The 26,260-nt window shown below is 42.8% G+C and carries 18 protein-coding genes; 7 read left to right on the plus strand and 11 right to left on the minus strand.

Going from position 1 to position 26,260, the window contains the following annotated elements; all coding sequences use genetic code 11:
• Nucleotides 1-64: 64 nt before the first annotated feature.
• Nucleotides 65-1,864: a translational GTPase TypA gene (typA, locus tag DBK98_RS03165; RefSeq protein WP_005811760.1), complete on the minus strand. Its 1,800-nt coding sequence runs from the start codon at nt 1,862-1,864 to the stop codon at nt 65-67.
• 155 nt (nt 1,865-2,019) lie between these two features.
• Here typA and rpsO point away from each other — a divergent pair, with 155 nt between their 5' ends.
• From rpsO to DBK98_RS03180, 3 genes are all read left to right on the plus strand, one after another.
• Complete coding sequence (gene rpsO / locus DBK98_RS03170; protein WP_005781774.1) at nt 2,020-2,289, plus strand: 30S ribosomal protein S15; 270 nt, start codon at nt 2,020-2,022, stop codon at nt 2,287-2,289.
• A gap of 158 nt (nt 2,290-2,447) precedes the next feature.
• Nucleotides 2,448-3,023 (plus strand): helix-turn-helix domain-containing protein, encoded by a 576-nt coding sequence (locus tag DBK98_RS03175; RefSeq protein WP_005781772.1) that lies wholly within the window; start codon nt 2,448-2,450, stop codon nt 3,021-3,023.
• A gap of 35 nt (nt 3,024-3,058) precedes the next feature.
• Nucleotides 3,059-4,708: an AMP-binding protein gene (locus DBK98_RS03180; protein ID WP_032535413.1), complete on the plus strand. Its 1,650-nt coding sequence runs from the start codon at nt 3,059-3,061 to the stop codon at nt 4,706-4,708.
• 57 nt (nt 4,709-4,765) lie between these two features.
• Here the strand turns inward: DBK98_RS03180 and DBK98_RS03185 are convergent, their stop codons facing one another.
• Nucleotides 4,766-6,334 carry a PAS domain-containing protein gene (locus DBK98_RS03185; RefSeq protein ID WP_033572482.1) on the minus strand — a complete coding sequence of 523 codons (1,569 nt, stop codon included), beginning with the start codon at nt 6,332-6,334 and terminating at the stop codon, nt 4,766-4,768.
• A 186-nt stretch (nt 6,335-6,520) separates the two neighbouring features.
• On the opposite strand from DBK98_RS03185, the gene ahcY reads away from it, so the two are divergent.
• Entirely contained in the window at nt 6,521-7,939 is a 1,419-nt protein-coding gene (gene ahcY / locus DBK98_RS03190) for an adenosylhomocysteinase (protein ID WP_005781763.1), read from the plus strand.
• A gap of 104 nt (nt 7,940-8,043) precedes the next feature.
• Complete coding sequence (locus DBK98_RS03195) at nt 8,044-10,545, plus strand: YfhO family protein (RefSeq protein ID WP_032536909.1); 2,502 nt, start codon at nt 8,044-8,046, stop codon at nt 10,543-10,545.
• Between the two features lie 1,169 nt (nt 10,546-11,714).
• Here the strand turns inward: DBK98_RS03195 and DBK98_RS03200 are convergent.
• The 4 genes from DBK98_RS03200 to DBK98_RS03215 all read right to left on the minus strand — a co-directional run bounded on the left by DBK98_RS03200 (nt 11,715) and on the right by DBK98_RS03215 (nt 19,903).
• Nucleotides 11,715-13,256, minus strand: coding sequence for an arylsulfatase (locus tag DBK98_RS03200; protein WP_032536908.1), 1,542 nt, complete (start codon nt 13,254-13,256; stop codon nt 11,715-11,717).
• Between the two features lie 131 nt (nt 13,257-13,387).
• On the minus strand, nt 13,388-15,337 hold the full coding sequence (locus tag DBK98_RS03205) for a RagB/SusD family nutrient uptake outer membrane protein (protein ID WP_005781752.1): 1,950 nt from the start codon (nt 15,335-15,337) through the stop codon (nt 13,388-13,390).
• A gap of 21 nt (nt 15,338-15,358) precedes the next feature.
• Entirely contained in the window at nt 15,359-18,871 is a 3,513-nt protein-coding gene (locus tag DBK98_RS03210) for a TonB-dependent receptor (protein WP_005811775.1), read from the minus strand.
• 51 nt (nt 18,872-18,922) lie between these two features.
• Complete coding sequence (locus DBK98_RS03215) at nt 18,923-19,903, minus strand: FecR family protein (RefSeq protein WP_005811778.1); 981 nt, start codon at nt 19,901-19,903, stop codon at nt 18,923-18,925.
• A gap of 129 nt (nt 19,904-20,032) precedes the next feature.
• Between DBK98_RS03215 and DBK98_RS03220 the strand changes: the two genes are divergently transcribed.
• The gene (locus tag DBK98_RS03220; protein WP_005781745.1) at nt 20,033-20,584 is read left to right on the plus strand and encodes an RNA polymerase sigma-70 factor; all 552 of its coding nucleotides are present in this window, start codon (nt 20,033-20,035) and stop codon (nt 20,582-20,584) included.
• 242 nt (nt 20,585-20,826) lie between these two features.
• Here the strand turns inward: DBK98_RS03220 and DBK98_RS03225 are convergent, their stop codons facing one another.
• The 5 genes from DBK98_RS03225 to aroQ form a co-directional block, all read right to left on the minus strand.
• A complete protein-coding gene (locus tag DBK98_RS03225) occupies nt 20,827-22,065 on the minus strand; it encodes an FtsX-like permease family protein (protein ID WP_032536907.1) in 1,239 nt (412 codons plus the stop codon).
• Complete coding sequence (gene rbfA, locus DBK98_RS03230) at nt 22,062-22,394, minus strand: 30S ribosome-binding factor RbfA (protein WP_005781741.1); 333 nt, start codon at nt 22,392-22,394, stop codon at nt 22,062-22,064. The genes DBK98_RS03225 and rbfA overlap by 4 nt, the downstream gene beginning before the upstream one ends.
• Before the next feature lie 164 nt (nt 22,395-22,558).
• Nucleotides 22,559-23,197, minus strand: coding sequence for an O-methyltransferase (locus DBK98_RS03235; RefSeq protein WP_005811781.1), 639 nt, complete (start codon nt 23,195-23,197; stop codon nt 22,559-22,561).
• A 6-nt stretch (nt 23,198-23,203) separates the two neighbouring features.
• A complete protein-coding gene (pyk, locus tag DBK98_RS03240; protein ID WP_005781737.1) occupies nt 23,204-24,661 on the minus strand; it encodes a pyruvate kinase in 1,458 nt (485 codons plus the stop codon).
• Nucleotides 24,662-24,688: 27 nt separating this feature from the next.
• Entirely contained in the window at nt 24,689-25,108 is a 420-nt protein-coding gene (aroQ, locus tag DBK98_RS03245) for a type II 3-dehydroquinate dehydratase (RefSeq protein WP_005781735.1), read from the minus strand.
• 73 nt (nt 25,109-25,181) lie between these two features.
• On the opposite strand from aroQ, the gene xerD reads away from it, so the two are divergent.
• Entirely contained in the window at nt 25,182-26,141 is a 960-nt protein-coding gene (xerD, locus tag DBK98_RS03250; protein WP_005811782.1) for a site-specific tyrosine recombinase XerD, read from the plus strand.
• The last annotated feature ends 119 nt before the right edge of the window (nt 26,142-26,260 follow it).

The raw sequence follows: 26,260 nt of genomic DNA on the forward strand, positions 1-26,260 counted from the left end.
GTATATATAAACAAAAAGGCCGCGCAAATTGCACAGCCTTTCATTATATAAATATCCGGAAATATCAGCTCTTGTTAGCGCGTTTACGTTCGTTTTCATCCAAAAGCACTTTACGCATACGCATAGCCTTCGGAGTAACCTCTACATATTCGTCTTCCTTGATGTACTCTAATGCCTCTTCAAGAGAGAACTGTACAGGAGGAATCAAACGGGCTTTCTCATCAGAACCGGAAGCACGCATGTTAGTCAGTTTCTTCGACTTAGTCACATTTACAACCAGGTCTTTTTCGTGAGCATGTTCACCCACTACCTGGCCAGCGTATACCTCTTCCTGAGGGAAAATAAAGAATTTACCACGATCCTGCAGTTTATCGATTGCATAAGCAAATGCAGTACCACTTTCCATAGCGATAATCGAACCATTGGTACGACGTTCGATATCACCTTTGAACGGTTGATATTCTTTAAAACGGTGAGCCATAATGGCTTCACCTGCCGAAGCAGTCAGAACGTTCGTACGAAGACCGATGATACCGCGTGAAGGCATGTCAAACTCAAGGTTAATACGCTCACCGGTATTCTCCATCATGGTCATCTCACCCTTACGGCGAGTCACCATATCGATGATTTTACTTGAATACTCTTCCGGTACGTTGATTGTAAGTTCCTCGATCGGTTCACACTTCACTCCATCTATTTCTTTATAAATTACTTGCGGCTGTCCAACCTGTAACTCGTAACCTTCACGACGCATCGTTTCGATTAAAACAGAAAGGTGAAGCACACCACGACCCGATACTACCCATTTACCGTCTTCTTCACTCTTACGCACGCGCAATGCGAGGTTCTTATCCAACTCCTTGGTCAAACGATCATGGATATGACGTGAAGTTACAAATTTACCATCCTTACCATAGAACGGAGAATCGTTGATGGCAAATAGCATGCTCATAGTCGGTTCATCAATAGCGATAGGCGGCAATGCTTCCGGATTTTCATAATCGCAGATCGTATCTCCAATCTCAAATCCGTCAATACCCACCAAAGCACAAATATCTCCTGAAGAAACCTCAGTCGTTTTCACGCGACCCAGCCCTTCAAAAACATGAACTTCCTTTATTTTAGATTTTACAATACTACCGTCGCGCTTAGCCAAGGATACATTCATACCCTCCTTGAGCGTACCGCGGTGAACACGTCCTACAGCGATACGGCCTGTATATGAAGAATAATCGAGTGAAGTGATCAGCATCTGCGGAGTACCTTCCAATTGTTCCGGAGCAGGAATGTTCTCTACAATACAATCCAGCAAAGGCACAATGCTGTCTGTCTGCTCTTTCCAGTCCGTACTCATCCAGTTGTTCTTAGCCGAACCATAGATTGTCGGGAAGTCAAGCTGCTCTTCAGTAGCATCGAGGCTGAACATCAGATCGAACACCATCTCGTGTACTTCGTCCGGACGGCAGTTCGGCTTATCCACCTTATTAATAACAACAATCGGTTTCAATCCGATTTCCAAAGCTTTCTGTAATACGAAGCGCGTTTGCGGCATCGGACCTTCAAAAGCATCAACCAACAGAATACATCCATCGGCCATGTTGAGCACACGCTCTACTTCACCACCGAAGTCGCTGTGTCCCGGAGTATCAATAATATTAATCTTAGTTCCGTTGTAATTGATAGAAACGTTTTTAGAGAGAATCGTTATCCCTCGTTCACGCTCCAAGTCGTTGTTATCCAGAATTAATTCACCGCTTGTTTGGTTGCCGCGAAACAAGTTTCCGGCTAAAAGCATTTTATCGACGAGAGTCGTTTTCCCATGGTCAACATGGGCAATAATTGCAATGTTTCGAATATTTTGCATAGAATACCTATTATTTGGCGACAAAGGTACAAAAATTGGATTAGAAAAAAGGGATAGTATAGAAAATATTTCCTGCAATTCATTGTGGGATAAAAGATAATGCCTATCTTTGCACGCTCAAAGAAACATTTTATAGATCAATAATTTTATTAATTATGTATTTAGACGCTGCTAAAAAGCAAGAAATCTTCGGTAAGTACGGAAAGTCTAACACTGATACTGGCTCAGCTGAGGCCCAGATAGCTTTGTTTTCATACCGTATTACTCACCTGACTGAGCACATGAAGCTCAACAGAAAAGATTATAGTACAGAAAGAGCTTTGACTATGTTAGTAGGTAAACGTCGTGCTTTGCTCGACTACCTGAAAGCAAAAGATATCACCAGATATCGTGATATCATCAAAGAGCTTGGCTTGCGTAAGTAATCACTTACCGCAAACAAAATTTAAAAGCCGTTTCTTCCCGATGGAAGAAACGGCTTTTATTTTTTACCCTTCCCCTTGCTTGGATATAAAATTTCATTAATTTTGCAGCAAAACGAATTAAATTATAACCTTTTACCAGGAAAATACATTCAAACATTATGGATACAAGTAAAATCGTAGGAGAAAAGATAAAATCACTCCGTGAGAATAAAGGAATCTCAATAGAAGAACTTGCCGAACGCTCGGGACTGGCTATCGAACAGATAGAACGTATCGAAAACAATATTGACCTGCCGTCATTGGCACCGCTTATCAAAATAGCCCGTGTATTGGGCGTACGTCTGGGCACTTTCCTCGACGACCAGGATGAAACAGGTCCGGTTGTTTCGCGCAAAATGGAAGCAACAGACACGATCAGCTTTTCAAACAACGCCATCCATTCGCGCAAACACATGCAGTACCATTCACTGTCCAAGTCAAAAGCCGACCGCCACATGGAACCGTTCATTATCGATGTAGCCCCTACACAAGACAGTGATTTCGTGCTATCTTCCCATGAAGGAGAGGAATTCATCATGGTCATGGAAGGAGTCATGGAAATCAGTTACGGAAAGAGCACCTACTTGCTTGAGGAAGGCGATAGTATCTATTATGACTCCATCGTACCTCATCACGTTCATGCCTACGAAGGACAGGCTGCCAAAATTCTGGCAGTGATCTATACACCGATTTAATGATCAACGATTATCGCTCCACACATACTAAAAACATGCAACTATACGAAAAAACACTCGGTCAGTGGCTTGAACATTGGGCCGAAACAACACCCGACAAAGAATACATTGTATACTCCGACCGTAACCTGCGTTTCACCTGGAAGCAATTCAACAAACGGGTGGATGACATGGCGAAAGGATTGATTGCCATCGGAGTGGAAAGAGGTACCCATGTAGGCATCTGGGCGGCAAACGTACCGGACTGGCTGACTCTGCTATATGCCTGTGCAAAAATCGGTGCAGTCTACGTGACAGTAAACACCAACTATAAACAAGCTGAACTGGAATACTTGTGCGAGAACTCGGACATGCATACACTCTGCATTGTTAATGGAGAGAAGGACAGCGACTTTGTTCAGATGACCTACAATATGCTTCCGGAACTGAAAACCTGTGAACGCGGACATCTGAAGAGCGAACGTTTCCCCTATATGAAAAATGTGATCTATGTAGGACAAGAGAAGCACCGCGGGATGTACAATACACAGGAAATCCTGTTATTAGGCGATAATATAGAAGACACCAGACTCAATGAACTCAAAGCCGGCGTCGACTGTCACGACGTGGTAAATATGCAATATACCTCCGGAACAACCGGTTTTCCCAAAGGGGTCATGCTGACACATTACAATATAAGCAATAATGGTTTCCTGACCGGCGAGCATATGAAATTCACAGCCGACGATAAACTATGTTGCTGCGTACCTCTGTTCCATTGCTTCGGCGTAGTGTTAGCCACCATGAACTGCCTGACTCACGGCTGTACCCAGGTGATGGTTGAACGCTTTGACCCACTCATCGTACTGGCATCCATCCATAAAGAAAGATGTACCGCACTCTATGGAGTACCTACCATGTTTATCGCCGAACTAAATCATCCGATGTTCGATATGTTCGACATGTCGAGTCTTCGTACAGGCATCATGGCCGGCTCACTCTGCCCGGTAGAGTTGATGAAACAGGTGGAAGAAAAAATGTATATGAAGGTGACCAGCGTATACGGGCTGACTGAAGCAGCTCCGGGTATGACTGCCACCCGCATTGACGATCCATTTGACGTACGCTGCAACACTGTAGGACGTGACTTTGAGTTCACAGAAGTAAAAGTGCTTGATCCGGAAACAGGTGAAGAATGCCCGATCGGCGTACAGGGAGAAATGTGCAATCGCGGATATAACACCATGAAAGGATATTATAAGAACCCACAAGCTACAGCTGAAGTGATAGATAAAAACAACTTCCTGCACTCAGGAGACTTGGGAATCAAGGACGAAAATGGAAACTATCGCATCACGGGGCGCATCAAAGATATGATCATACGTGGAGGGGAGAATATCTATCCGCGTGAAATCGAAGAATTCCTCTATAAGCTTGAAGGAGTAAAAGACGTGCAGGTATCAGGCATTCCGTCTAAAAAGTATGGAGAAGCAGTAGGCGCCTTCATCATTCTGCACGAAGGGGTAACCATGCAGGCATCAGACGTGCAGGACTTCTGCCGTAATAAAATCTCCCGCTACAAAATACCCAAATATATTTTCTTTATTGATGAGTTCCCTATGACCGGAAGCGGAAAGATACAAAAATTCAAACTGAAGGATTTAGGATTGAAACTCTGCGAAGAACAAGGTATCCAGATTATATAAAAACAGACATGATAAGTGATTAACCGGAGAGAAATTCCAAACGTTAATCACTTATCATTATCGCTTCACAGGTAAAGTAAAATAAAAGACAGTTCCTTTGCCCTGTTTGGAACGTACCCAGATTCGTCCGCCCATCTTTTCGACAAGCATACGGCAAATAGTCAGTCCCAACCCTGTGCCTTGCACAAAATCATCTATCTTTCCGAAACGTTGGAAGATCGTAGCCACCCTTTCTGCAGGGATTCCTTTCCCTGTATCCGATACATAAAACTGCACCATATCGGCCTTTTCCTGAAATCCGAAATGAATTTCTCCGGCAGAAGTAAACTTAATGGCATTGGTGATCAGATTGACCAAAATCTGCGAAATGCGCTCCCAATCTCCTTGTATGCATAGCTGCGGATCTACTTCGTCCAACATAAGCCGAACTTCCGGTTTAACCGATTTCACATACAATTCATGCAATTGCAGACAGATATCTTTCAACTTCACAGGATGATAAGAAAGTTCCAAGGAACCGGCTTCAAGGGCAGAAAGATCGAGAATATCATTGAAGAGATTCAACAGGACAGACGAATTGTGCTCTACGATATCGGCATATTGCCGCTTTTCGTATTCATCGTCCGCCTCGATAATCAGTTTGGAGAAACCTACAATCGCATTTAGCGGAGTGCGTATTTCGTGGCTCATATTTGCCAGAAACGAAGATTTCATCCGGTCGGCCTCTTCTGCCTTGATCCGGGCCGCTATCAACTCTTTTTCCGTCTTCTTTGTTTCGGTCACATCCCATGACACTCCAATGATATAAGGATACCGTCCTCCTGAAGGAACCACTGTTTTCATGGTGGTCACTGTACGGACTTCGCCACTCATAGTGGTATAAGTTTCCAGATACTCAATGCGCCCCAGCTCCATCGCTTTCAAATCATCTTGCCGGAGACGCTCCGCATCCTTTTTATCCGGAAATATCTCCGCATCTGTACTCCCCACGGCCCTCTCGACAGAGATACCCGAATATTCGGCAAAAGCTTTATTCCAATAAAGATAACGAAAGTCGTTCCCTGTATCTTTCACAAACAAATAGACAGGAATATTATTCAGAATATCATTCATCAACGAATTGAGACGTACGATCTCACTTCGCTGAGCCTCGTTGGTTCTTGCCATTTCAGTCTCTTGTGATACATCACGGCACATACACAACAAATATTGATCATCCAACGGAAAAATACGATTTTCATAATGGTGAAGAACACCGTCCAACGTTAACGAATGTTCGGCTATCGAACTCTTTCCGGTACGAATCACCTTATCCATGTTCTGACGAACACTTTCATAAGCTTCCTCAGGAACAATATCTCTTACATTTGAATTTATAATACTCTCGGCTGTCGTACCTTCAACATGATTCGTAGTAGGTGATGAAGCTAACTCTACTATATTGGCATTATGGTCAAAAACAGTAAGCATATCGGGCAAAGCATCCAAAATCCGGGTACTGTACCGCTCGCGAAACCGTCCTTTTTTAAGAGAGTCGAGTTCAGAAGAGAGCCCCTCTACTTTTTTCTCCAATTTCTCTACAATCTCCAGTAGTTCTTCTTTTGTTTTATGCTCGTAGTATCCCATGGATTTCAGTCTGTTTAAATCTATATTGTTGTATATAGCATTTCATTACTTGCAAATATAATACATAAATCTGAAAAATATCCTACAAATCGAAGTTATTATTGATTAAAAAATCCGATAGCTTTTGTCCTACTATTCAGAATGTTCTATCTTTGCACCACTTTATATTTTAAACAATTTACATTTATGTCCACAGAATTATTCTCTACCCTGCCCTACAAAGTGGCAGACATCACACTTGCCGACTTTGGTCGCAAGGAAATCGACTTGGCAGAAAAAGAAATGCCCGGCCTTATGGCTCTTCGCGAAAAATATGGAGAATCCAAACCGTTGAAAGGTGCCCGTATCATGGGTTCGCTGCACATGACAATCCAGACTGCCGTCCTGATTGAAACGCTGGTGGCTTTGGGAGCTGAAGTCCGTTGGTGCTCTTGCAACATATATTCGACACAAGATCATGCAGCAGCAGCCATTGCAGCTTCAGGTGTTGCCGTATTTGCCTGGAAAGGTGAAACTTTGGCAGACTATTGGTGGTGTACCTTGCAGGCTCTGAATTTCGAAGGAGGCAAAGGGCCGACAGTGATTGTCGACGATGGCGGGGATGCCACAATGATGATCCATGTGGGCTATGAAGCAGAAAATAATGCTGCCGTATTGGACAAAGAGGTACATGCCGAAGATGAAATAGAACTGAACGCCATACTGAAAAAAGTGCTGGCAGAAGACAAAGAACGCTGGCACCGGGTAGCGGCTGAAGTGCGCGGAGTTTCGGAAGAGACAACGACCGGTGTGCATCGCCTATACCAGATGCAGGAAGAAGGCAAGTTGTTGTTCCCTGCCTTCAACGTAAACGACTCGGTTACCAAATCTAAATTCGACAACCTGTATGGTTGCCGCGAATCACTGGCAGACGGCATTAAACGTGCCACAGACGTAATGATTGCCGGTAAAGTAGTTGTAGTATGCGGTTATGGAGATGTAGGTAAAGGCTGCTCACACTCCATGCGCTCTTATGGGGCCCGCGTGTTAGTGACAGAAGTCGATCCCATCTGTGCACTTCAGGCCGCTATGGAAGGTTTTGAGGTAGTGACCATGGAGGACGCCTGCAAAGAAGGTAACATCTTTGTTACCACAACCGGTAACATCGACATCATCCGTATCGATCACATGGAACAGATGAAAGATCAGGCCATTGTTTGCAACATCGGTCACTTTGACAATGAAATTCAGGTAGATGCCCTGAAACATTACCCGGGTATCAAACGTGTCAATATCAAACCACAGGTAGACCGTTATTATTTCCCTGACGGACACAGCATCATTCTGCTGGCAGACGGCCGTTTGGTAAACCTGGGCTGCGCCACAGGACATCCCTCTTTCGTGATGAGCAACTCTTTCACTAACCAGACACTGGCACAGATCGAGCTGTTCAACAAGAAATACGACATCAACGTATATCGCTTGCCGAAACACCTGGATGAAGAAGTAGCCCGACTGCATCTTGAAAAGATCGGCGTAAAGCTGACCAAACTGACTCCTGAGCAGGCTGCCTATATCGGAGTTTCGGTTGACGGTCCATATAAAGCCGATCACTACAGATATTAAAAAGTTACGATTGGACGATTTACGAATAACGGTTAAGCCGGATTGTAAATCGTCTAATCCTACAGTCAAACCTCAATCATAAATTGTAAATCGTCTAATCGTAAATGAAAAAGTTTCTTCCAGACCTTATTGCCATTCTGGCATTCATAGTCATCTCTTTCATCTATTTCTTCCCGGCGATCACTGAAGACCGGATTCTCTTCCAGCACGACACCGTAGCCGGAGCCGGAGCCGGACAGGAAGCTAAAGAGTACTATGAAAAAACAGGTGAACGCACACGTTGGACAAATGCCCTTTTCGGAGGAATGCCCACCTACCAGATGTCCCCAAGTTACGACTCCACCGAGCCACTGACATTCGTACAAAAAGTATATCATCTTTTTCTCCCAAACTACGTATGGCTCACATTTATCATGATGCTCGGATTCTATATCCTGCTAAGGGCATTCGGCATACCGGCATGGCTCTCGGGGTTGGGAGGAATTATCTGGGCCTTTTCGTCCTACTTCTTCATTTTGATTGCTGCCGGACATATCTGGAAATTCATCACCCTTGCCTATATACCACCTACAATAGCAGGTATTGTACTTGCTTACCGGAAAAAATATTTGTTAGGAGGGATTGTCACTGCTTTGTTCATGGCCATGCAGATTCTGTCCAACCATGTGCAAATGACCTACTATTTCCTGTTTGTCATTCTCTTCATGGTAGGTGCATTCTTCGAAGATGCCTGGCGCAAAAAAGAACTTCCCCAGTTCTTCAAAGCTACCGGTGTGCTGATTATCGCCGGATTAATCGGTGTATCCATCAATCTTTCGAGCCTATACCACACTTACGAGTATAGCAAAGAAACGATGCGTGGCAAAAGTGAGTTGAAATATGAAGGAGCTGCCGCAAAGCAGACAAGCAGCGGGCTCAATCGTGATTATATCACCCAATGGAGCTATGGCATCGGCGAAACATTCTCATTACTGGTCCCCAATGTCAAGGGAGGCGCCTCGGTGCCATTGTCACGAAGTGAAAAGGCAATGGAAAAAGCCAATCCGATGTACAGCAGCCTCTACTCACAACTGACCCAGTACTTCGGCGACCAACCCATGACAAGCGGTCCTGTCTACGTAGGTGCTTTTGTACTAATGCTTTTCATTCTGGGCTGTTTCATTGTAAAAGGTCCCATGAAATGGGCACTGTTAGGAGCCACCATTTTCTCTATCCTGCTTTCGTGGGGTAAAAATTTTATGGGGCTGACAGACTTCTTTATCGATTACATCCCGATGTATAATAAGTTCCGCGCCGTATCTTCCATTCTGGTAATTGCCGAGTTTACCATTCCCCTGCTCGCGATTCTCACCCTGAAAGAGATACTTAGCAAGCCGGAGCTGCTGAAAGAGAAACTGAAATATATCTATATCAGTTTCGGACTGACCGGGGGACTTGCGCTACTTTTTGCCATTGCTCCCCGCCTATTCTTCCCGACTTATATTCCTGCTAACGAGATGGCAGCCCTGCAGAATGCTCTGCCCGCCGATCAGTTATCACCTATAGTGGCTAATCTTGAAGAGATGCGTGTGCACCTTTTCACTTCTGACGCTTGGCGCAGTTTCTTTATCGTTACTATCGGTACCCTGCTCTTACTGGCTTACAACGCAAAAAAACTGAAAGCGACCTGGACTGTTGCCGCTATTGCCCTGCTATGCCTGGGAGACATGTGGAGCGTAAACAAACGCTACTTGTACGACGAACAGTTCGTCCCGAAATCCGAACAGGCTGCAACGTTCCGGAAGAGTCAGACAGATGAACTGATCCTGCAAGATCAATCACCGGATTACCGTGTACTGAACTTCGCAGGCAATACATTCGAAGAAAACAATACTTCTTATTGGCACAAGAGCGTAGGTGGCTACCATGCTGCCAAACTCCGCCGTTATCAGGAAATGATAGACCATCATATTGCCAAAGAAATGCAGGCAGCCTATCAGGAAGTAGCAACAGCAGGCGGTCAAATGGACAGTGTGAACGCAGCTAAATTCCCTGTACTGAATATGCTGAATACAAAGTACTTTATATTCCCTGCCGGGCAACAAGGGCAAACAGTCCCCATTGAAAATCCATATGCTTTCGGCAATGCGTGGTTCGTAGATAAAGTACAGTACGTGAACAATGCGAACGAAGAAATCGATGCCATCGGGCAAGTCGACCTCCAACAAACCGCTATAGTAGACTCTAAGTTTAAAGAGGCCTTGAAAGGGGTGAACGAGGGCTACAAAGACTCACTGTCCACCATCCGGTTGACCGGCTATGAACCCAACCAATTAGTATACGAGACTTCCTCGCCCAAAGACGGTGTAGTTGTATTCTCGGAAATATATTATCCGGGATGGACGGCAACCATTGATGGCAAACCTGCCGATATTGCCCGTGCAGATTACATCTTACGTGCTATGAACGTACCGGCGGGTAAGCATACCATCGAAATGCGTTTTGATCCGCAAAGCCTGCACGTCACAGAAGGTATTGCATATGGAGCGATGGCATTATTGCTGATAGGAGTAATTATTCTGGTATGGATCAACCGGAAAAAATATGGAGAAAGCATAAAAAAATAACCGTCTACAGAGACCGGTTCATCATTTACAAACACGAACTCCTCAGACAGAAGTAGTCTGAGGAGTTTGTGTTTTATTCTATACGTAATTTATTATTAATTCTTTCAGACTCTCTATAACCTCTTTTTCATTGATGACATCTAAAAAAGAGTAGCCTCATCGAAAGTGATAAATTCCGGATTCATATACACCGCTTGAGTTATTAAAACACATTATTTTTACCCAACACTTAAATCAAGACCTTCAATATCGCTTAGGAAGCTATTCTGTAAATTCAGCAATGCGATTATAAGAACAGCCTGTATCAAATGTGCCATACCTCTTATGCCATTCATCTATATTCAACCGATTCATTGTCCCTAAATTCTTTGAATAAATCGTAGAATCAGCTACAGAACTATTCAATGGACGACACAAGGTTATAGAAAAAACATTCTGACATCTTGTTCTATCTTAGAGATTAAACATCAACCAATACAAAAAGGTTGCAATAAAAATATATTCAAGTAAATAAATCCGCGATAGCTTTTTGTCATTTTGTCTAAATGTATTCTAAACACCCTTTAGAGTCGTTTTTTTGCACACCATAACAAAGAAAGAATAAAAAACTCAGAAATAGCGTTGTTCTAAAAATCACATAGCCACCAAATACAGTGAAATACTATAAGAAAGATAATTAGCCGACCCCATTTACTATTCACAAGAAAGCCAGATAACAAACGAACGTTCAGAATGATATTAAAAAAAGAGGCCTCTAAAACTTTATTATAGAAAAAAAAGCCACTTTCTTCCCCTGAATTAAAGGCTTTTCCAAGAAAAAAAGTGCGTTTTTCATCAGAAAACAAACTTATTATTAATAAGAAGTTAACTTCCTACTCTCAGGAAATTAATTCTCTGCCGACAGGAAGTTAGTTATTTGCCGGCAGGAAGTTAACTTCGTGCCGGCACCTCTCACATTATTTCCCGGTAACAAGTGATCTAAAAAGAAATATCCGATGATTCCTCCTCTATTTCGCTACATTTCGCCAAAGTGGATGTCAGCAAATAAGTAGAATATCAAACATTTTGATACCAAACCACATTTTAAACCATCAAATTAAAAGCGCCATCCTTCCTCTGAATAGAGGATAAAGGATGGCGCTTGATATAACTTCTTACTAAGCACCTTCTTACATAGCAGCAGGTAACGTTACCTTGAAATTTGGATTTTCCGTATGTTGCCGGTGGATAATTCCAACCATTTTCTTCACAATATCCGGATTCTCGGCAGCTACATTATGGTCTTCATGGATATCTGTTGCCAAATTATAAAGGAAAGGAATACCTTTCTTAACAACCATTTTCCAATCTCCCATGCGTACGCCTATCTGGTTCGTTTCATTAAATTCCCAATAGAGAAAATCATGTTTCTTCTGGTTCTTCTTACCCAACAGAGTCCGGGCAAAAGAGATACCATCAAAATAATCGGATTCTTTCTTCTTATTCACATATTTTTTCGGGAAATTCTTCACACCCGTCAAATCACACAAGGTAGGCATGACGTCGTAGAAAGCACATTGGTGATCATTCACTGTTCCGGCAGCAACCTGACCGGGCCAACGAACAATAAACGGAACACGGATACCACCCTCGTAACACTGGCGTTTCAAGCCACGCAACTTCCCGTCACGCCCGAAGAAAGTGGGATCGGCCCCGCCTTCCTCGTGGGGACCATTATCACTGGTAAAGATGACAATCGTATTTTTATCCAATCCTTTCTCTTCTAACTTCTTCAGGACCTCACCCACATAATGGTCCAAACGGGTGATCATACCTGCAAACTGCGCATGTACATGGGTGATAGCGTTATATCGGGACCCCTTCTGACCACCAAAAGCTTTATCATCAGTAAACTGTGTCTTGTAATGGTTCAGAATAGAGTCTTCCGGCTGCACCAGTTCTGCGTGAGGCAAAGTATAGGTGAAAACACCGAAAAAAGGTTGATCTTCATTCTGTTTATCGATCCATTCCATCGCTTTCTGATGAATCAAGTCGGCTGAGTATTGAGTACGTTTATGATAATCGGGACCGTACATCGGATATTTGATATTCTCTTCCATCACAACACGTACGACACCCGTATCGCCCAACGACTGGCTATAACGGTTCAGGAAATTGGGATAATAGAGGTGAGCCTGAAACTGACAGATATATCCGTAATATTCATCGATTCCCCTTTTATCCGGAGTGGACACAGAACCTTCGTACCCCCCTGCCCATTTGCCAAACATACCGGTAGTATATCCGTTACCTTTCATGATCTCAGGCAAAATGATATGTTCCGGATCATAAGGGTGTTGTCCGACAACCGAGAATTCTTTATTATCGCCATACATCACCGTAGATGCTTGAGTCCAATACTCTTTATTGCCACGTACTTCACAATGCCCGGTATGCTGTCCGGTCATCAACGACGCACGCGAAGGTGCGCTCACCGGACTTCCGGCATAGGCTTGCGTAAAGCGCATACCTTCACGGGCCATGTTGTCGATGTTAGGCGTACTGATGTATGGCTGTCCGTAACAACCCAAATCTCCATACCCCATGTCATCGCACATGATAAAGATGATATTCGGTTTTTGAGGGTCATGTGCCTTCTCTTGATGGGCAAATGCTTGCGAGCTACCCAGCCCGACAAGCAATGCACTGCTATAAATGATTTTCTGGTTCATTCGTTGGGTTTATTTCGATTTCACCACAGATTACACGGATTTTCACAGATTAATAATTTATTTCACTGAGAGCTAAGTTAAATAATCTATGTAATCTGTGGTGAGTTTGGTTCATTTATATTCCGCTTCAGTTATTCCCATCCCGGATTGTTAGGTGCAAGTGCAGGATTCAGAATAATCTCCTGGCTGGGAACTTCATAAAGATAATATCTCTCCTGCCAGCCTTCGCCTGCTTTGATAGGATCGGGTTGCAGATAGATATATCCTTCTGTCATGGCTCCGTCGGCAGGATCCGGTCCGCCGGTCGTTTCATCCAGCAAGAACTGGGCACCATGTCTGAACTTATCTTTCGTCATCCACATTCCTTTGAGCTGACGATTAAGGAACCAGGGAGCCATTCTCCAACGACGGATATCATAGAATCCGAAGCCTTCACCCATTAACTCGATAATACGTTCACGACGGACTTCCCACAAAACAGGATCTACCAGAACACCTTGTTCATTACCTTTCGGGTAATAGCGGCCACGATTCGGGTCAAAGCTATCGTTGATCTCGGCAACCTTCATATCTGCCACACCGGCACGTTTACGTAGTTTATTGATAGACTCGTCGGCCACTGCCTGAGTGAACTGCCCTGTCTCGCACATGGCCTCAGCATAATTCAGCAATACCTCTTCGATTTTGAAGATAGGTTTATCCGATGTGTTCAGAGTGATACCTCCATTTCGGTTCGTTTCCCAGTTGCTCCAGTTCTTCCAGAAGTAATATCCCGAACGGCTTCTCACGAAACCTGTAGCTCCGATACCTCCCATAAAGTTGGGTGAAGAAGGAACCAGTGAGGCTGCCCAGTTCTGTCCGGGCAGACGTTTCATGCCGATACCGGGGTTATCACACGATTCGTTAGGTCCCATTATGTCAATGTATTCACGGTCGGCAGGATCATCGGTATAATCCCATGTTCTGGGATCATCTTTCGTCTTGGCCTTTGCTTTTACTTTATACGGAGGCATCACCACATGATATAAACGCGGGTCACGGTCGCGGAAAGTAGCGTATGGCGTTTTGTCTCCATGATAGTTCTCAGAAGTAGCAATCGGCTTACCGTCCTTACACAGATAGAGATCAACTGTGTGCTGGTTCATCTCCACATTATGGCTATCCATGTGTTCCAATGCACTGAAGTTGGCCATCTTGATGTCCTGAACAAACTCCATGTACAGAATGACTCCCGGCACTTTGCCCAAATCTTCTGTAGTCCACATCTCCCCATATCCGGCTGCAGGCTGACCGTCTGTTCCGTAGTAAAGAGTAGGATAATCATTCATCAACAGGCGAGACACCCGGATACATTCGTCAAAGAACTTCTGGGCACCCTCCATTCCGTGATATTTGCGCCAAGTGGCTTCACGCAACGTAAATCGTGAGATAGCTGCACGAATACAATCACGATTGATGGTATTCGCACCGTCTTGTTTCTCAAAATCCCCGATATTCGCTTCAGCCCATTTCAAACGATTCAATACGGAGTCTGCTACAATCTCACGGTCAACACGGGGGCCGTAAGCTTCGGGAGAACTTTCGTTAAGAACCGTATTGACCCAAGGCACTGCCCCGAAACGGTTGATAAGCTCCATGTACCAATATGAGTGGAAGAAATATCCCACCGCACGCCAATGGTCTTTTTCAGCATCAGTCATTTCTGACTTATCGATATTGGCAAGCAAGATGTTAGCACGACGGAATGTGCCGGAAAATCCCCAGCCATTGCCCGAAGCCACACTCTGCACCCTTCCGAAAGCATAGTCATTACCTGACTCATTGGCACGACTCTCCAAGTATCCGGCATTCATATCACCTGCGTAACAAGATCCTTGCCCGGTTCCGTTGATTGTATTGGCTATATTATTGTCTTTGAATATCTCATAGCAGGGCCATGCAAACGACTTAAAGTTATCGTAAGATTTAAAAGCATTATTCTCTGTCAGACTGGTGACAGGCGCATGCTCCAAAAAGCTGTCATTACATCCGGCCAGTCCGATTCCGGCTAAAATAGCCAATGATAGATATATCTTTTTCATTTTTAATTCTTGGTTATGCGTTTATAATGTAAAGTTGATACCGAACGAAACAGTACGGAATGCCGGATAGTTCCAGCTCAAGGTTTCAGGATCGATACCTGAAGGCAATGAAGAGAAAGTTGCCAGATTCTCTACACTGACAAAACCCTTCAACTGATTCAAGCCGATTCGGGATATCCATGTTTTAGGAACAGTATACGACAAAGTAACGTTCTTGATGCGGAAGTAAGCGGCGTTAGATAAGTATCTGTCTGTCTTACGTCCATAGTTGGAGCCGACTGTCGGATTCTGTCCGTACATACGTGGATATTTTGCATTCGGATTTACAGCAGTATAATCTCCATTGGCGGCATCTACCGGTTTCCAGTAGTCGGTCAGACCGTCAAATAACGGTTGGTACTTGATATCATTCACTGAGTAAATGTACATCGGGAATACCAGGTTGTTGGCAATCCATGCATCACGTTGACCGGTACCCTGCATCATAATATTCAGGTCGAAACCTTTATAATTGGCACCGAGAGTAATACCATACAGGTATTTAGGCAGGCTATTACCTATTACTTTCTGGTCACCGGGGTTATCCAATGTACCGTCTCCGCTGTCGATCTGGTTCGTACTCTTATCGTCATCACGGAGATTCTTGAATTTCAAGTCACCGGGACGCGGGCTGACACCTTTAATAGAGGCTACCCCGTCTTTAAGTTTCCAGCTGTTGGTATCTACAAAATCATCTACTGTATAGAATCCGTCTACTTCATATCCCCAGATCTCACCCAGTCTTTGTCCCGGATAGAAATTACTCAGCAATTTAGAAGCAGCATTGTCATCGTACTTAGTGATTTCAGAGTAGCTGTCAGAAAGATTGAATCCGACACGGTAGTTGAATTTACCGATGCGGTCTCTCCAGTTCACAGCCAGTTCCCAACCACGGGTACGCATATCAGCTGTATTCTGGAAAGGAGAACTTGCACCCACAACAGCAGGAAGCTGCATACCCGGTGCCAACATTCCTTTTGTGTCACGCTGATACCAATCGAACACGGCATTCAGACGATTGCCAAACATATTCAGATCCAAACCGATATCAGTAGTCGCTACTTTCTCCCAGGTAAAACTTGTACTTACCAGATTCGGCAAAGAGTTAATGGCAGTTACATAATCACCGCCTGACAACCAGCCGTTGTACTTGTTACTGACACTCATAGTCGGGAAATATGCATAGTTCACTACATTCTGGTTGCCGATCACACCATAAGATGCACGAATCTTCAGACCATCAATATAATTGCGTGTAACCTCCATAAACTTTTCCTGAGCCACGTTCCATCCCAAAGATACAGACGGGAAGAAACCGAAACGGGAATCTTTCGGGAATTTGGATGATCCGTCATAACGCCCGTTCACCTCCAGCAAATATTTATCCATGTAGTTATAATTAACCCGGAAGAATCCGCCACGAACAGAATATTCATTATAGCTGTCTGTCGCTTTCAGGTCACCAGTACCTGAGCCTAAGGCCGGCACTTCGATAACAGCTTGATTGTAAGACAGCACATTTACTCCTTCCGTATATTTAGACTCCTGGTTGAAACCGGCCATTACGCTAAAATGGTGGTCTTTCTTAATATCAAACTTATATGTACCATAAATATTGAAGGCATTGTAATCGGTGAACTGTTTTTCTTTCTGCAAATAGTCTTTTGCAGCATTCCAGATGTTGTTACCTCCCTGTATGTCTGTATACTGAGTTTTTCCGGTATAGAAATTATAGTCATACATGTTTTTGTCAAACGTGTATTCAAATACCCCTTCAAAGCCTTTGAATGGCTTCAAAATAGATTTCACGAAAACACGCGGATTGTCATACGACTTTTTCCATTTATTCGCCAACAACACCTGATTGCGCGGTGTATTGAAAGGCAAATCCTGAGAGATTGTAGAACAAACGTCCGCAGGCATATTACCTTCCGGTTGATAAGAAACCTGATTACTACCGAACATGCTTCCCAGACCGGAACTCGGTTGTGACTGATTGGTACGCGCATAGCTCATTGTCAGTTCCTGAGTAAACCATTTGGTAATATCAGCAGAAATATAAGAATTGATATTCAGACGTTCATACGTATCTTTATCGGTAATCAAAACACCGTCCGTAGATACATATCCGGCTGACATACGGTAACGCAACTTATCTGTACCGCCGGATACAGAAAGATTATGATTCATCTGGAAACTGGTCTCCATAAAATTCTTATATGGATCATGTTCGTTCAGATAATATAAGGCTCCGTCCGTATCGGCAAAAATACCATCACCTACAGTTTTGATAGATGAAGGATCCTGCCTGTACTGTGTCAGGTATTCCTTCCATTTTGAAACACTGGGTGAACCATAAGACCAATAAGCATCAGAATATCCTCCATCCTGATAAGCCTGCAGGTAATCCATTAACGATGCTTGCTTCGGCAGATTCATTGCAGTAGCAAAACCGAAATTATTGTTATAGTTCAGGCGGAAAGCCGTAGCTTCTTTCGGGCGCTTAGTAGTCACCAGAACCACACCACCGGCCGCACGCGCACCATAAATAGCTGCCGAAGCAGCATCTTTCAGTACCGTCACCGTTTCGATATCTTCCGGATTCAACATGTCGAGGCTACCCTCTACATTATCAATCAAGATAAGAGGCGCGACATTGGCACCATAGCTTCCGTCGCTATTCTTGATACCTACTGAATAGGCACCACGCAGTTGGAATGACTTTCCGCTACCCGGTGCATTCCCGCTATTAGATACCAGCAGTCCCGGAACCGTACCTTGCAATGCATCGGAAGCTGTCATAATAGGACGGTCCCCGATAATCTCATCCATTTTGATAGATGAAACAGCACCTGTCAGGTTTGCTTTCTTTTGTGAACCGAAACCGACTACCACTACTTCGTCTAAGGTACGAGAGTCATCTTTCAGCACTATCTTCAAAGGAACACCGGCCACGGCTTTCACTTCTTGTGTTACATAACCGATATAAGAGATAACGATAACAGCACCCGGATTTACCGACAAAGAGAAATTTCCCTCTACATTACTGATCGTACCATTCTGGGCATTGTTTTTTTCCATAATGGTAGCACCAATAATCGATTCTCCCAGGTTATCCCTGATATTACCTTTTACAACGATCTTATTACTCTGCTGTGGTGTGGAAACTACCTCCGGAGCACTCTTCAGAATAACTTCATTGCCCTTGATGACATAGCTGATACCACTGTCTTTAAACAGCACATTCAGTACCTCCTCTATGGAGCCTTCACAATTGATGTCACGGATCTTTGCATTACCCAAATCGGCTGCCTTGTAAAAGAACGTATATTTACTGTTCTTTTCAATAACCTGGATGGCCTGTTTAATGCTCATTGCCTTTCCCTGCACGGCTATCTGTCCCTGCACGGCAAAAACGGACATAGGATACAGGAGCATAAACATAATTACGCCTGCCAGAAAACGCCTGTTACAGACGCTAAAACATTGTCTCATGTCTTTCATTTTTTTGATTATACGATTAATTAGTGATTGATAAAAAAGCGATTATTTATAAATAATGATTCTCTGTGTTTCTTTTCTAAATTTCAAATTCATATTGATACAAATCTTTTCGATAACTTTAGATGCGGGGTCATCATAACGCATATAGCCTGTGAACAAGTCATTTCGGGATACTTTCTCGTCGAGCTCTACCGGAATATGGTAAATATCATGAATGGCTTCTATCAAATCATCCATACGCATGTCGACAAATTTGTAACGTCCCTCATCCCAACTGATATTACCTATATTCTTTAATATCACTTCATCCTTTTCGGGATGAAAAATAACCTGTTGCAAAGGTTTCATTTCAATCTTCCTCTGCGAAGCCTTAGCGTTGAAATCAACCTTTCCACTGAAAAGAGTCACTTCCGCACCATACTGCCGGGTGGACTGAACACGAAAAACCGTCCCTTTGACTTCTACAAATGCCTGATCAATATATACCTTAAAATTACGTCCCTTACGTTTGGTTACCTCAAAAGTAGACTCTCCCTCCAACCAGACTTCCCGTTTATCCATAAAGTCCTGTGAAAAACGGATTCGACTTCCGGCTTGCATCCAAACCCTTGAACTGTCGGGGAGCACGTACAACCGGCTATTTGAAGAAACAATCTCAGTATACTCAATGATATGTTGCGAAGTGACAGGCTCCTCATTAAAAAAGAAGATACTTCCCCCAACAACCAATAACACTGTAATACATGCAGCGAGAGCAATCTTCAAGTACCTGAGCTGGAGCCGTTGCTTACGTTCAAAAGGAGTCTGACATTTGGAATCAATCTTATTCCAAATCCTACTTTCAACAGCAGCATCATCCACTATATTCCTTGCAGCATCAAATTGTTTTTTCATCTTTGTCTCCACAACATCCCAGTGCGCCAGCTCTTCTACTTCTCCCGGAGAAGACTTACCGGCAATCAATTTGCGGACAAGCCGATCGTATTTATTAGAAATCTTCATATTCTTTATATTTCTTTCCAAAAGCCCAAGCTATATTTATAAATCTATCCATAAATACACAATTTATAAAATTCCCCCCTATATGTTTTCCGCTTTTTTTCTGTTTTATAAATTGAGTATGCTATATTTGTAATCCAAACGTAACTCTTAATGAACGAAAAAGAAGCAATTATTAAACTGAAGACCCGCAATGATAAAGCTGCCTTTGCATTCCTGTACCACTCTTATTGGGCTAAGGTTTACAACTTTACGCGACTTTATGTCACTTCTTTGGTTGATGTGGAGGAAATCGTTCAAGAGGTTTTTATTAAAATCTGGGAGAGCAGAGAGTCTTTGGATGAAGAGCAAAACTTTGCAGGATATCTGTTCATCACCATGCGTAACCTTGTTTTTAACCGCTCCCGCAAGAATCTGAACGAGGCTTTCTACCAACTGTCAGTGATAGAAGCAGTAGAAGAGTCATATGATATAGAAGAAGAACTGGATGCAGCCAATCTACGGACACATATCGAATCACTTATTTCAATGTTACCACCCCGGCAACAGGAAGTATTCCGTCTGAGCAGGGACGAAGAACTTTCTTATCGTGAAATTGCAGAGAAACTGCAAATATCGGAAAGAACAGTGGAACACCACATATCCGATGCTTTGAAGTTTCTAAGAAAAAACATCAAGCTTTACACATTATTCCTTTCATTATAAATGAAGTAGCGCTGCTCTTCCCCGTTGGGACAGAACAGCGCCGATCATCAGTTTTTATGAAAAACGAAACTTTCTTTCATAGAGAGGTATTACACTTACATAACAATTCTCTCTTCACAGAGATACTATTAACACTATATATAAACATGATGATTTTCATTAATAAATCAAAAATAAACATTTCTATAAAAATAAGAAATGGAAATCGACTAATAGAACAATTTAATCGATCAAAATGTTCTCTACATTTTCAGTAAACGTTTACTCAAATACCTTACCGGATACCAGACAGATAAAAATCCGACAGTAAATACGGTAATAAATATCACGATGACATCCCCCAAATGAACACTGACCGGATAGGAATCAACTACAAAATTACCTGCAGCATTACCTCCACCCAATGAAACTATCCCGTAGGCCATCTGAACCCAACATAGAACCAAGCCGAGTATAATCCCGATTATAGCCCCATAAAAGGAAATCATACACCCTTCGAAAAGGAAAATACGCGAAACAAGCTGATCGTCAGCTCCCAATTTACGAAGTGTATTCACATCTTCCTTTTTATCCAGAATAAGCATCGACAGCGAACCTATCACATTGAAACAGGCGATCACGAGAATAAAGGTAAGAAACAAATACGAAACCAATTTCTCTATCTCCATGATGCGAAACACATCCTCCTGCTGCTCGTAACGGTTACGAATAACAAAACCATCTCCTAACGCCTTCCCGATCTTTTCTTTCACTACAGAAATATTAGATCCCGGCTTTAGTTTCAGTTCTATTGCAGACACTTCGGTAGTATAATCAAGCAAACGCCGGGCAAAATCCAACGAAGTGAGAATATACTGTCCGTCATACTTCTGCTGATTGACTACAAACACTACACCGGGCGAATACAAATAATCCATATTAAAGGAAGCAGCCGGATTTGCAAGATTAACCTTTCCATTCCTTTTAGGAATATATACCTGCAAAGGATCGACAAACCTGATTCCGGTCCCCAATGTAGAGACAAGCTCAATCCCCATCACTCCATAATCCACAACAGAATCGTTCAACAAAAACTCGCCTGCTCCATAAAGGATACTATCTATCGCAGTCAACTGCTCAAAATTATCTTGTACCCCCTTTATAACAGCCATTGTTTGACGATCCTTGTATTGCACCATCGCATTCTCTTCAAGTGTTTCAGTCAACACATCTACTTCCGGCATCTGCCGGATAGCCTGAATACGCGGATCCTGTGCATCGAAAACTTTCCCTTCGGCAATCGTCACTTTCAGTTCCGGATCAAACACAGTGAACAGATCGGCTACTGTATCCTGAAAACCATTGAATACGGAAAGTGTACACACCATTGCCATCGTAGCCAATGCTACTCCACACACGGAAATAGCCGAAATGATATTAATGGCATTGTGTTTCTTCTTTGAGAAAAGATATCGCCGGGCTATGTAGAAGGGAAGATTCACTTCAACAAGGCATCTATCTTTTCAATGTAGTCCAGCGAATCGTCCACAAAAAATTTCAATTCGGGGATAATGCGCAACTGATGACGAACACGGGTACCGAGTTCGAAACGGATGGACTTCATATTATTATTGATATTCTTTACCATTTCTTCGCTTTTATCAGAAGGGAAGACACTTAAATATACGCGGGCAATGCTCATATCAGGGCTGATACGTACAGCACTGACAGATACCAACACACCGGGCATGGCCTTGGTCTGCAACAGAAAAATCTCACTGAGTTCTTTCTGTAACAAACGGGCTATCTTATTCTGTCTCGTTGTTTCCATAAACTTTCTACGTAATTATTTTATCAAACAAGCAATTAGCACTTGTTACAATAGAACACAAAATTAGAGAAATATATCGTTTGACAGATAAAATATGTACTATTTTTAATCTTCATTATTGAATTATTCTTCCAATGCTAAAGAGTAATCAACTAATACACATCTCACTTTTTACGAATAATGGTCAGTCCATCACGCAAAGGGAGGATTACTTTCTCCACTCGTTCATCATGTGCCACCAATTCGTTGAAAGCCTTAATACCGATGGTTTGATAGTCGTTGTTATGTGGCTCTTCCAGCACATGACCATCCCATAAAGTGTTATCGGCTATGATATATCCTCCGGGAGAAAGATGCGCAAGAGTCATCTCATAATATTCAATATACTTACGTTTATCGCCATCCACAAAAGCAAGGTCAAACGTAACTCCCAATGCAGGTATCAATTGGAGAGCATCTCCAATGTAGAATTTAATTTTATCAGCATAAGCTGAATTTTCGAGCCAGGGACGGGTAAAGTCTTCCTGTTCGTCATTTATCTCAAATGTGTGGAGCATTCCACCCTCCTCAAGTCCTTCGGCCAAGCAAAGGGCGGAATAGCCACTATAAGTTCCTATTTCTAATATCTGACGAGGCCGTATCATACGAACAAACATCTTCAACATACGCCCCTGCAGATGACCGGAAGCCATACGGGGACGCAGAAGCTTGACATGCGTATCCCGATAAAGAGCTTTCAGGTATTCACCTTCTTCATCGATATGCTTTAGGATATATTCGTCTAAAAGATCGGTCTCTTTCATCTCATCCTACAGATAACGGTTGCTATTAGGCAATACACTGTCACCGGCATGCTTCAAAGCATCTTCCACGACATTGATCTCAAGGAAAGAGGTTTGTGTCCCGGCTTTACCGCTACTCAGATAACCCACCATATCAGTAGGATGTAAACGTCCTTCTTTCAATAAACGACGCAGAGCGGCAAAATAATACTCCTGTCCGTTGGCCAACTCAGGCATGTAGATCGCCTCCACTCCATAAGAGAGTGCCAGGTGACGCATAGTTTTCTCCTTATAACAAATGGCAAGCACCGGATATTTACCACGGAAAGCAGCCAGATTACGTGCAGTGCGCCCTTGATAGCTATCAGTAATGATAGCGCGTATTTTTAGTTTAGTAGTTGCTTTCACAGCCTGTTTGGCAAGGAAAGCAGTCACGTCATTACTATTCTCATCCAGAGGAATACGGATATCATTTTCTTCCAATTTGTCTTTTTCAGCCTGCGCAGCAATCTTAGTCATGGTTTTCACAGCCTCCACCGGATATTTACCATACGCGGTTTCACCACTCAACATCAGAGCATCCGTACGATAATAGATAGCATTCGCAATATCGGTTACTTCAGCACGAGTCGGACGCGGATTATTTATCATCGTATGTAACATCTGTGTAGCTACGATTACCGGCTTCTTGGCAAGAATACATTTACGTATCAATGTACGCTGAATTCCCGGAATGCGTTCCTGTGGAACTTCAATACCCAAGTCACCGCGAGCTACCATCACTCCATCAGCGACTTCCAGAATCTCATCTATATTATCTACACCTTCTTGATTCTCTATCTTAGCAATAATACGGATATCGCTGTTGTGTGCATCCAGAATTTCACGAATATCAAGCACATCCTGACGGTTACGTACAAAAGAATGTGCTATGAAATCGATATCTTTTTCTATCGCATAAAGAATGTTATTACGATCTTTTTCAGTCAGAGAAGGCAGGTTGATGCGGACCCCGGGAACATTTACACTCTTACGGCTCCCCAAAGTTGCTTCATTCTGTACCTCACAAAGCAAATATTCGGACGTTTTATCAATAACCCGCAACTCAAGATCACCATCGTCAATCAAAATAGTCCCACCTATATTCAAATCGTGTACGAAGTTCGGATAAGAAACGGCAATACATTCACGGGTAGTCTCACGTTCGGGATCCCCCACAATTTTAACCTTCTCGCCAATCTGATAAAGTATTGGTTCCGCATTGGCAGTGGTACGTACCTCCGGGCCTTTAGTATCCATAAGGATAGCGATGCGATTGGACACGGTACGAACATTGGCAATCAACGCTTCAAACCCTTCACGACTGGCGTGAGCTGTGTTCATACGAACCACATTCATCCCTGCATCAAACAACTCTTTTATAAAATCTACATCGCAACGTCTGTCTGAGATGGAAGCTACGATTTTAGTCTGTTTCAGCAACATAATCTATCTACCTATTTATATTTATACCTATTTATCTAATAAAGCCTCAAGTGCCAGACGATATGAGTTCAATCCAAATCCACAAATCACACCTTTACAGGCACAAGCAATCATAGAAACATGGCGGAACGACTCGCGGGCATGAACATTGGAAATATGAACCTCAATCACAGGAGAGGGAACGGAACGGATGGCATCCTGCAAAGCAATGGAAGTGTGCGTATAAGCTCCTGCATTCAAAATGATTCCATCCACATCGAAACCGGTCTGCTGAATTTTATCTATCATTTCTCCTTCAACGTTCGACTGGAAATAACCCAACTCCACATCGGGATATTTTTTACGAAGCTCACCTAAATACTCTTCAAATGTAACGCTTCCATATATAGAAGGTTCACGCTTGCCCAAAAGATTAATATTGGGACCATTAATAATTTGTATCCTCATAACACAATCCTGCTATTTTTAATACCTTTGTCTTCGAGAACAATATTTCAAGATGCAAAGGTAGAAAAAAGAAATGAAATTAGACGAAAAAACAAAAAAGAAGGATGTGCAAGGGTTGATTATCAAAAAGTACCAACAGTATCTGAAACTGGAAAAGTCATTATCCAAAAACACATTGGATGCTTATTTGACGGATTTGGACAAGCTATTGAACTTTTTATCGGACGAAGGTGTGGATATACTGGAAATCAGCCTGAAAGACCTTCAGCGTTTTGCAGCCGGACTGCATGATATCGGTATCCATGCCCGGTCACAGGCACGCATCATTTCCGGCATCAAGTCTTTCTTCCATTTTCTGATAATGGCCGATTATATAGAAGCTGATCCGAGTGAATTACTGGAAGGTCCCAAGATTGGTTTTAAACTACCAGAAGTATTGACTGTAGAGGAAATAGACCGTATTATCTCAACTGTAGATCTGAGCAAAAATGAGGGACAGCGAAATCGGGCAATATTGGAAACACTCTATAGCTGTGGTTTACGGGTTTCGGAATTAACCAACTTAAAACTATCAGATCTTTATTTTAATGAAGGATTCATTAAAGTAGAAGGAAAAGGTAGTAAACAACGATTGGTGCCCATCTCCCCCAGAGCCATTCAGGAAATAAAATACTATTTCATGGATCGAAACCGGATTAACATAAAAAAAGATTATGAGGATTATCTGTTTTTAAGCAGACGGGGAACACACCTATCACGTATCATGATCTTTCATCTTATCAAAGAACTGGCCGATATGGCAGGTATCACCAAAAACATCAGTCCACACACATTCCGGCATTCTTTCGCAACACACCTTCTTGAAGGAGGCGCCAACCTGAGAGCTATTCAATGTATGCTCGGACATGAATCAATTTCGACCACCGAGATTTACACACATATCGACCGTAATATGCTGCGAAGTGAAATCATAGAACACCATCCGCGCAACATCAAATATCGGCAAGAAAAAAGGCATTTCAATAAACAATAAAGTCTGGTTTGGCGTTATTTAGAGAGAGAAATAGTGCTGAACAGCTCAGGAATGCGACAGTTTTCATTAAATTATAATAAAATTAAGGGTGTATTTGCCTAAATGTATAAGAATTAATA

It is taken from the genome of Bacteroides sp. PHL 2737 (assembly GCF_004115325.2).
In the GTDB taxonomy this organism is placed as follows: Bacteria; Bacteroidota; Bacteroidia; order Bacteroidales; family Bacteroidaceae; genus Bacteroides; species Bacteroides hominis.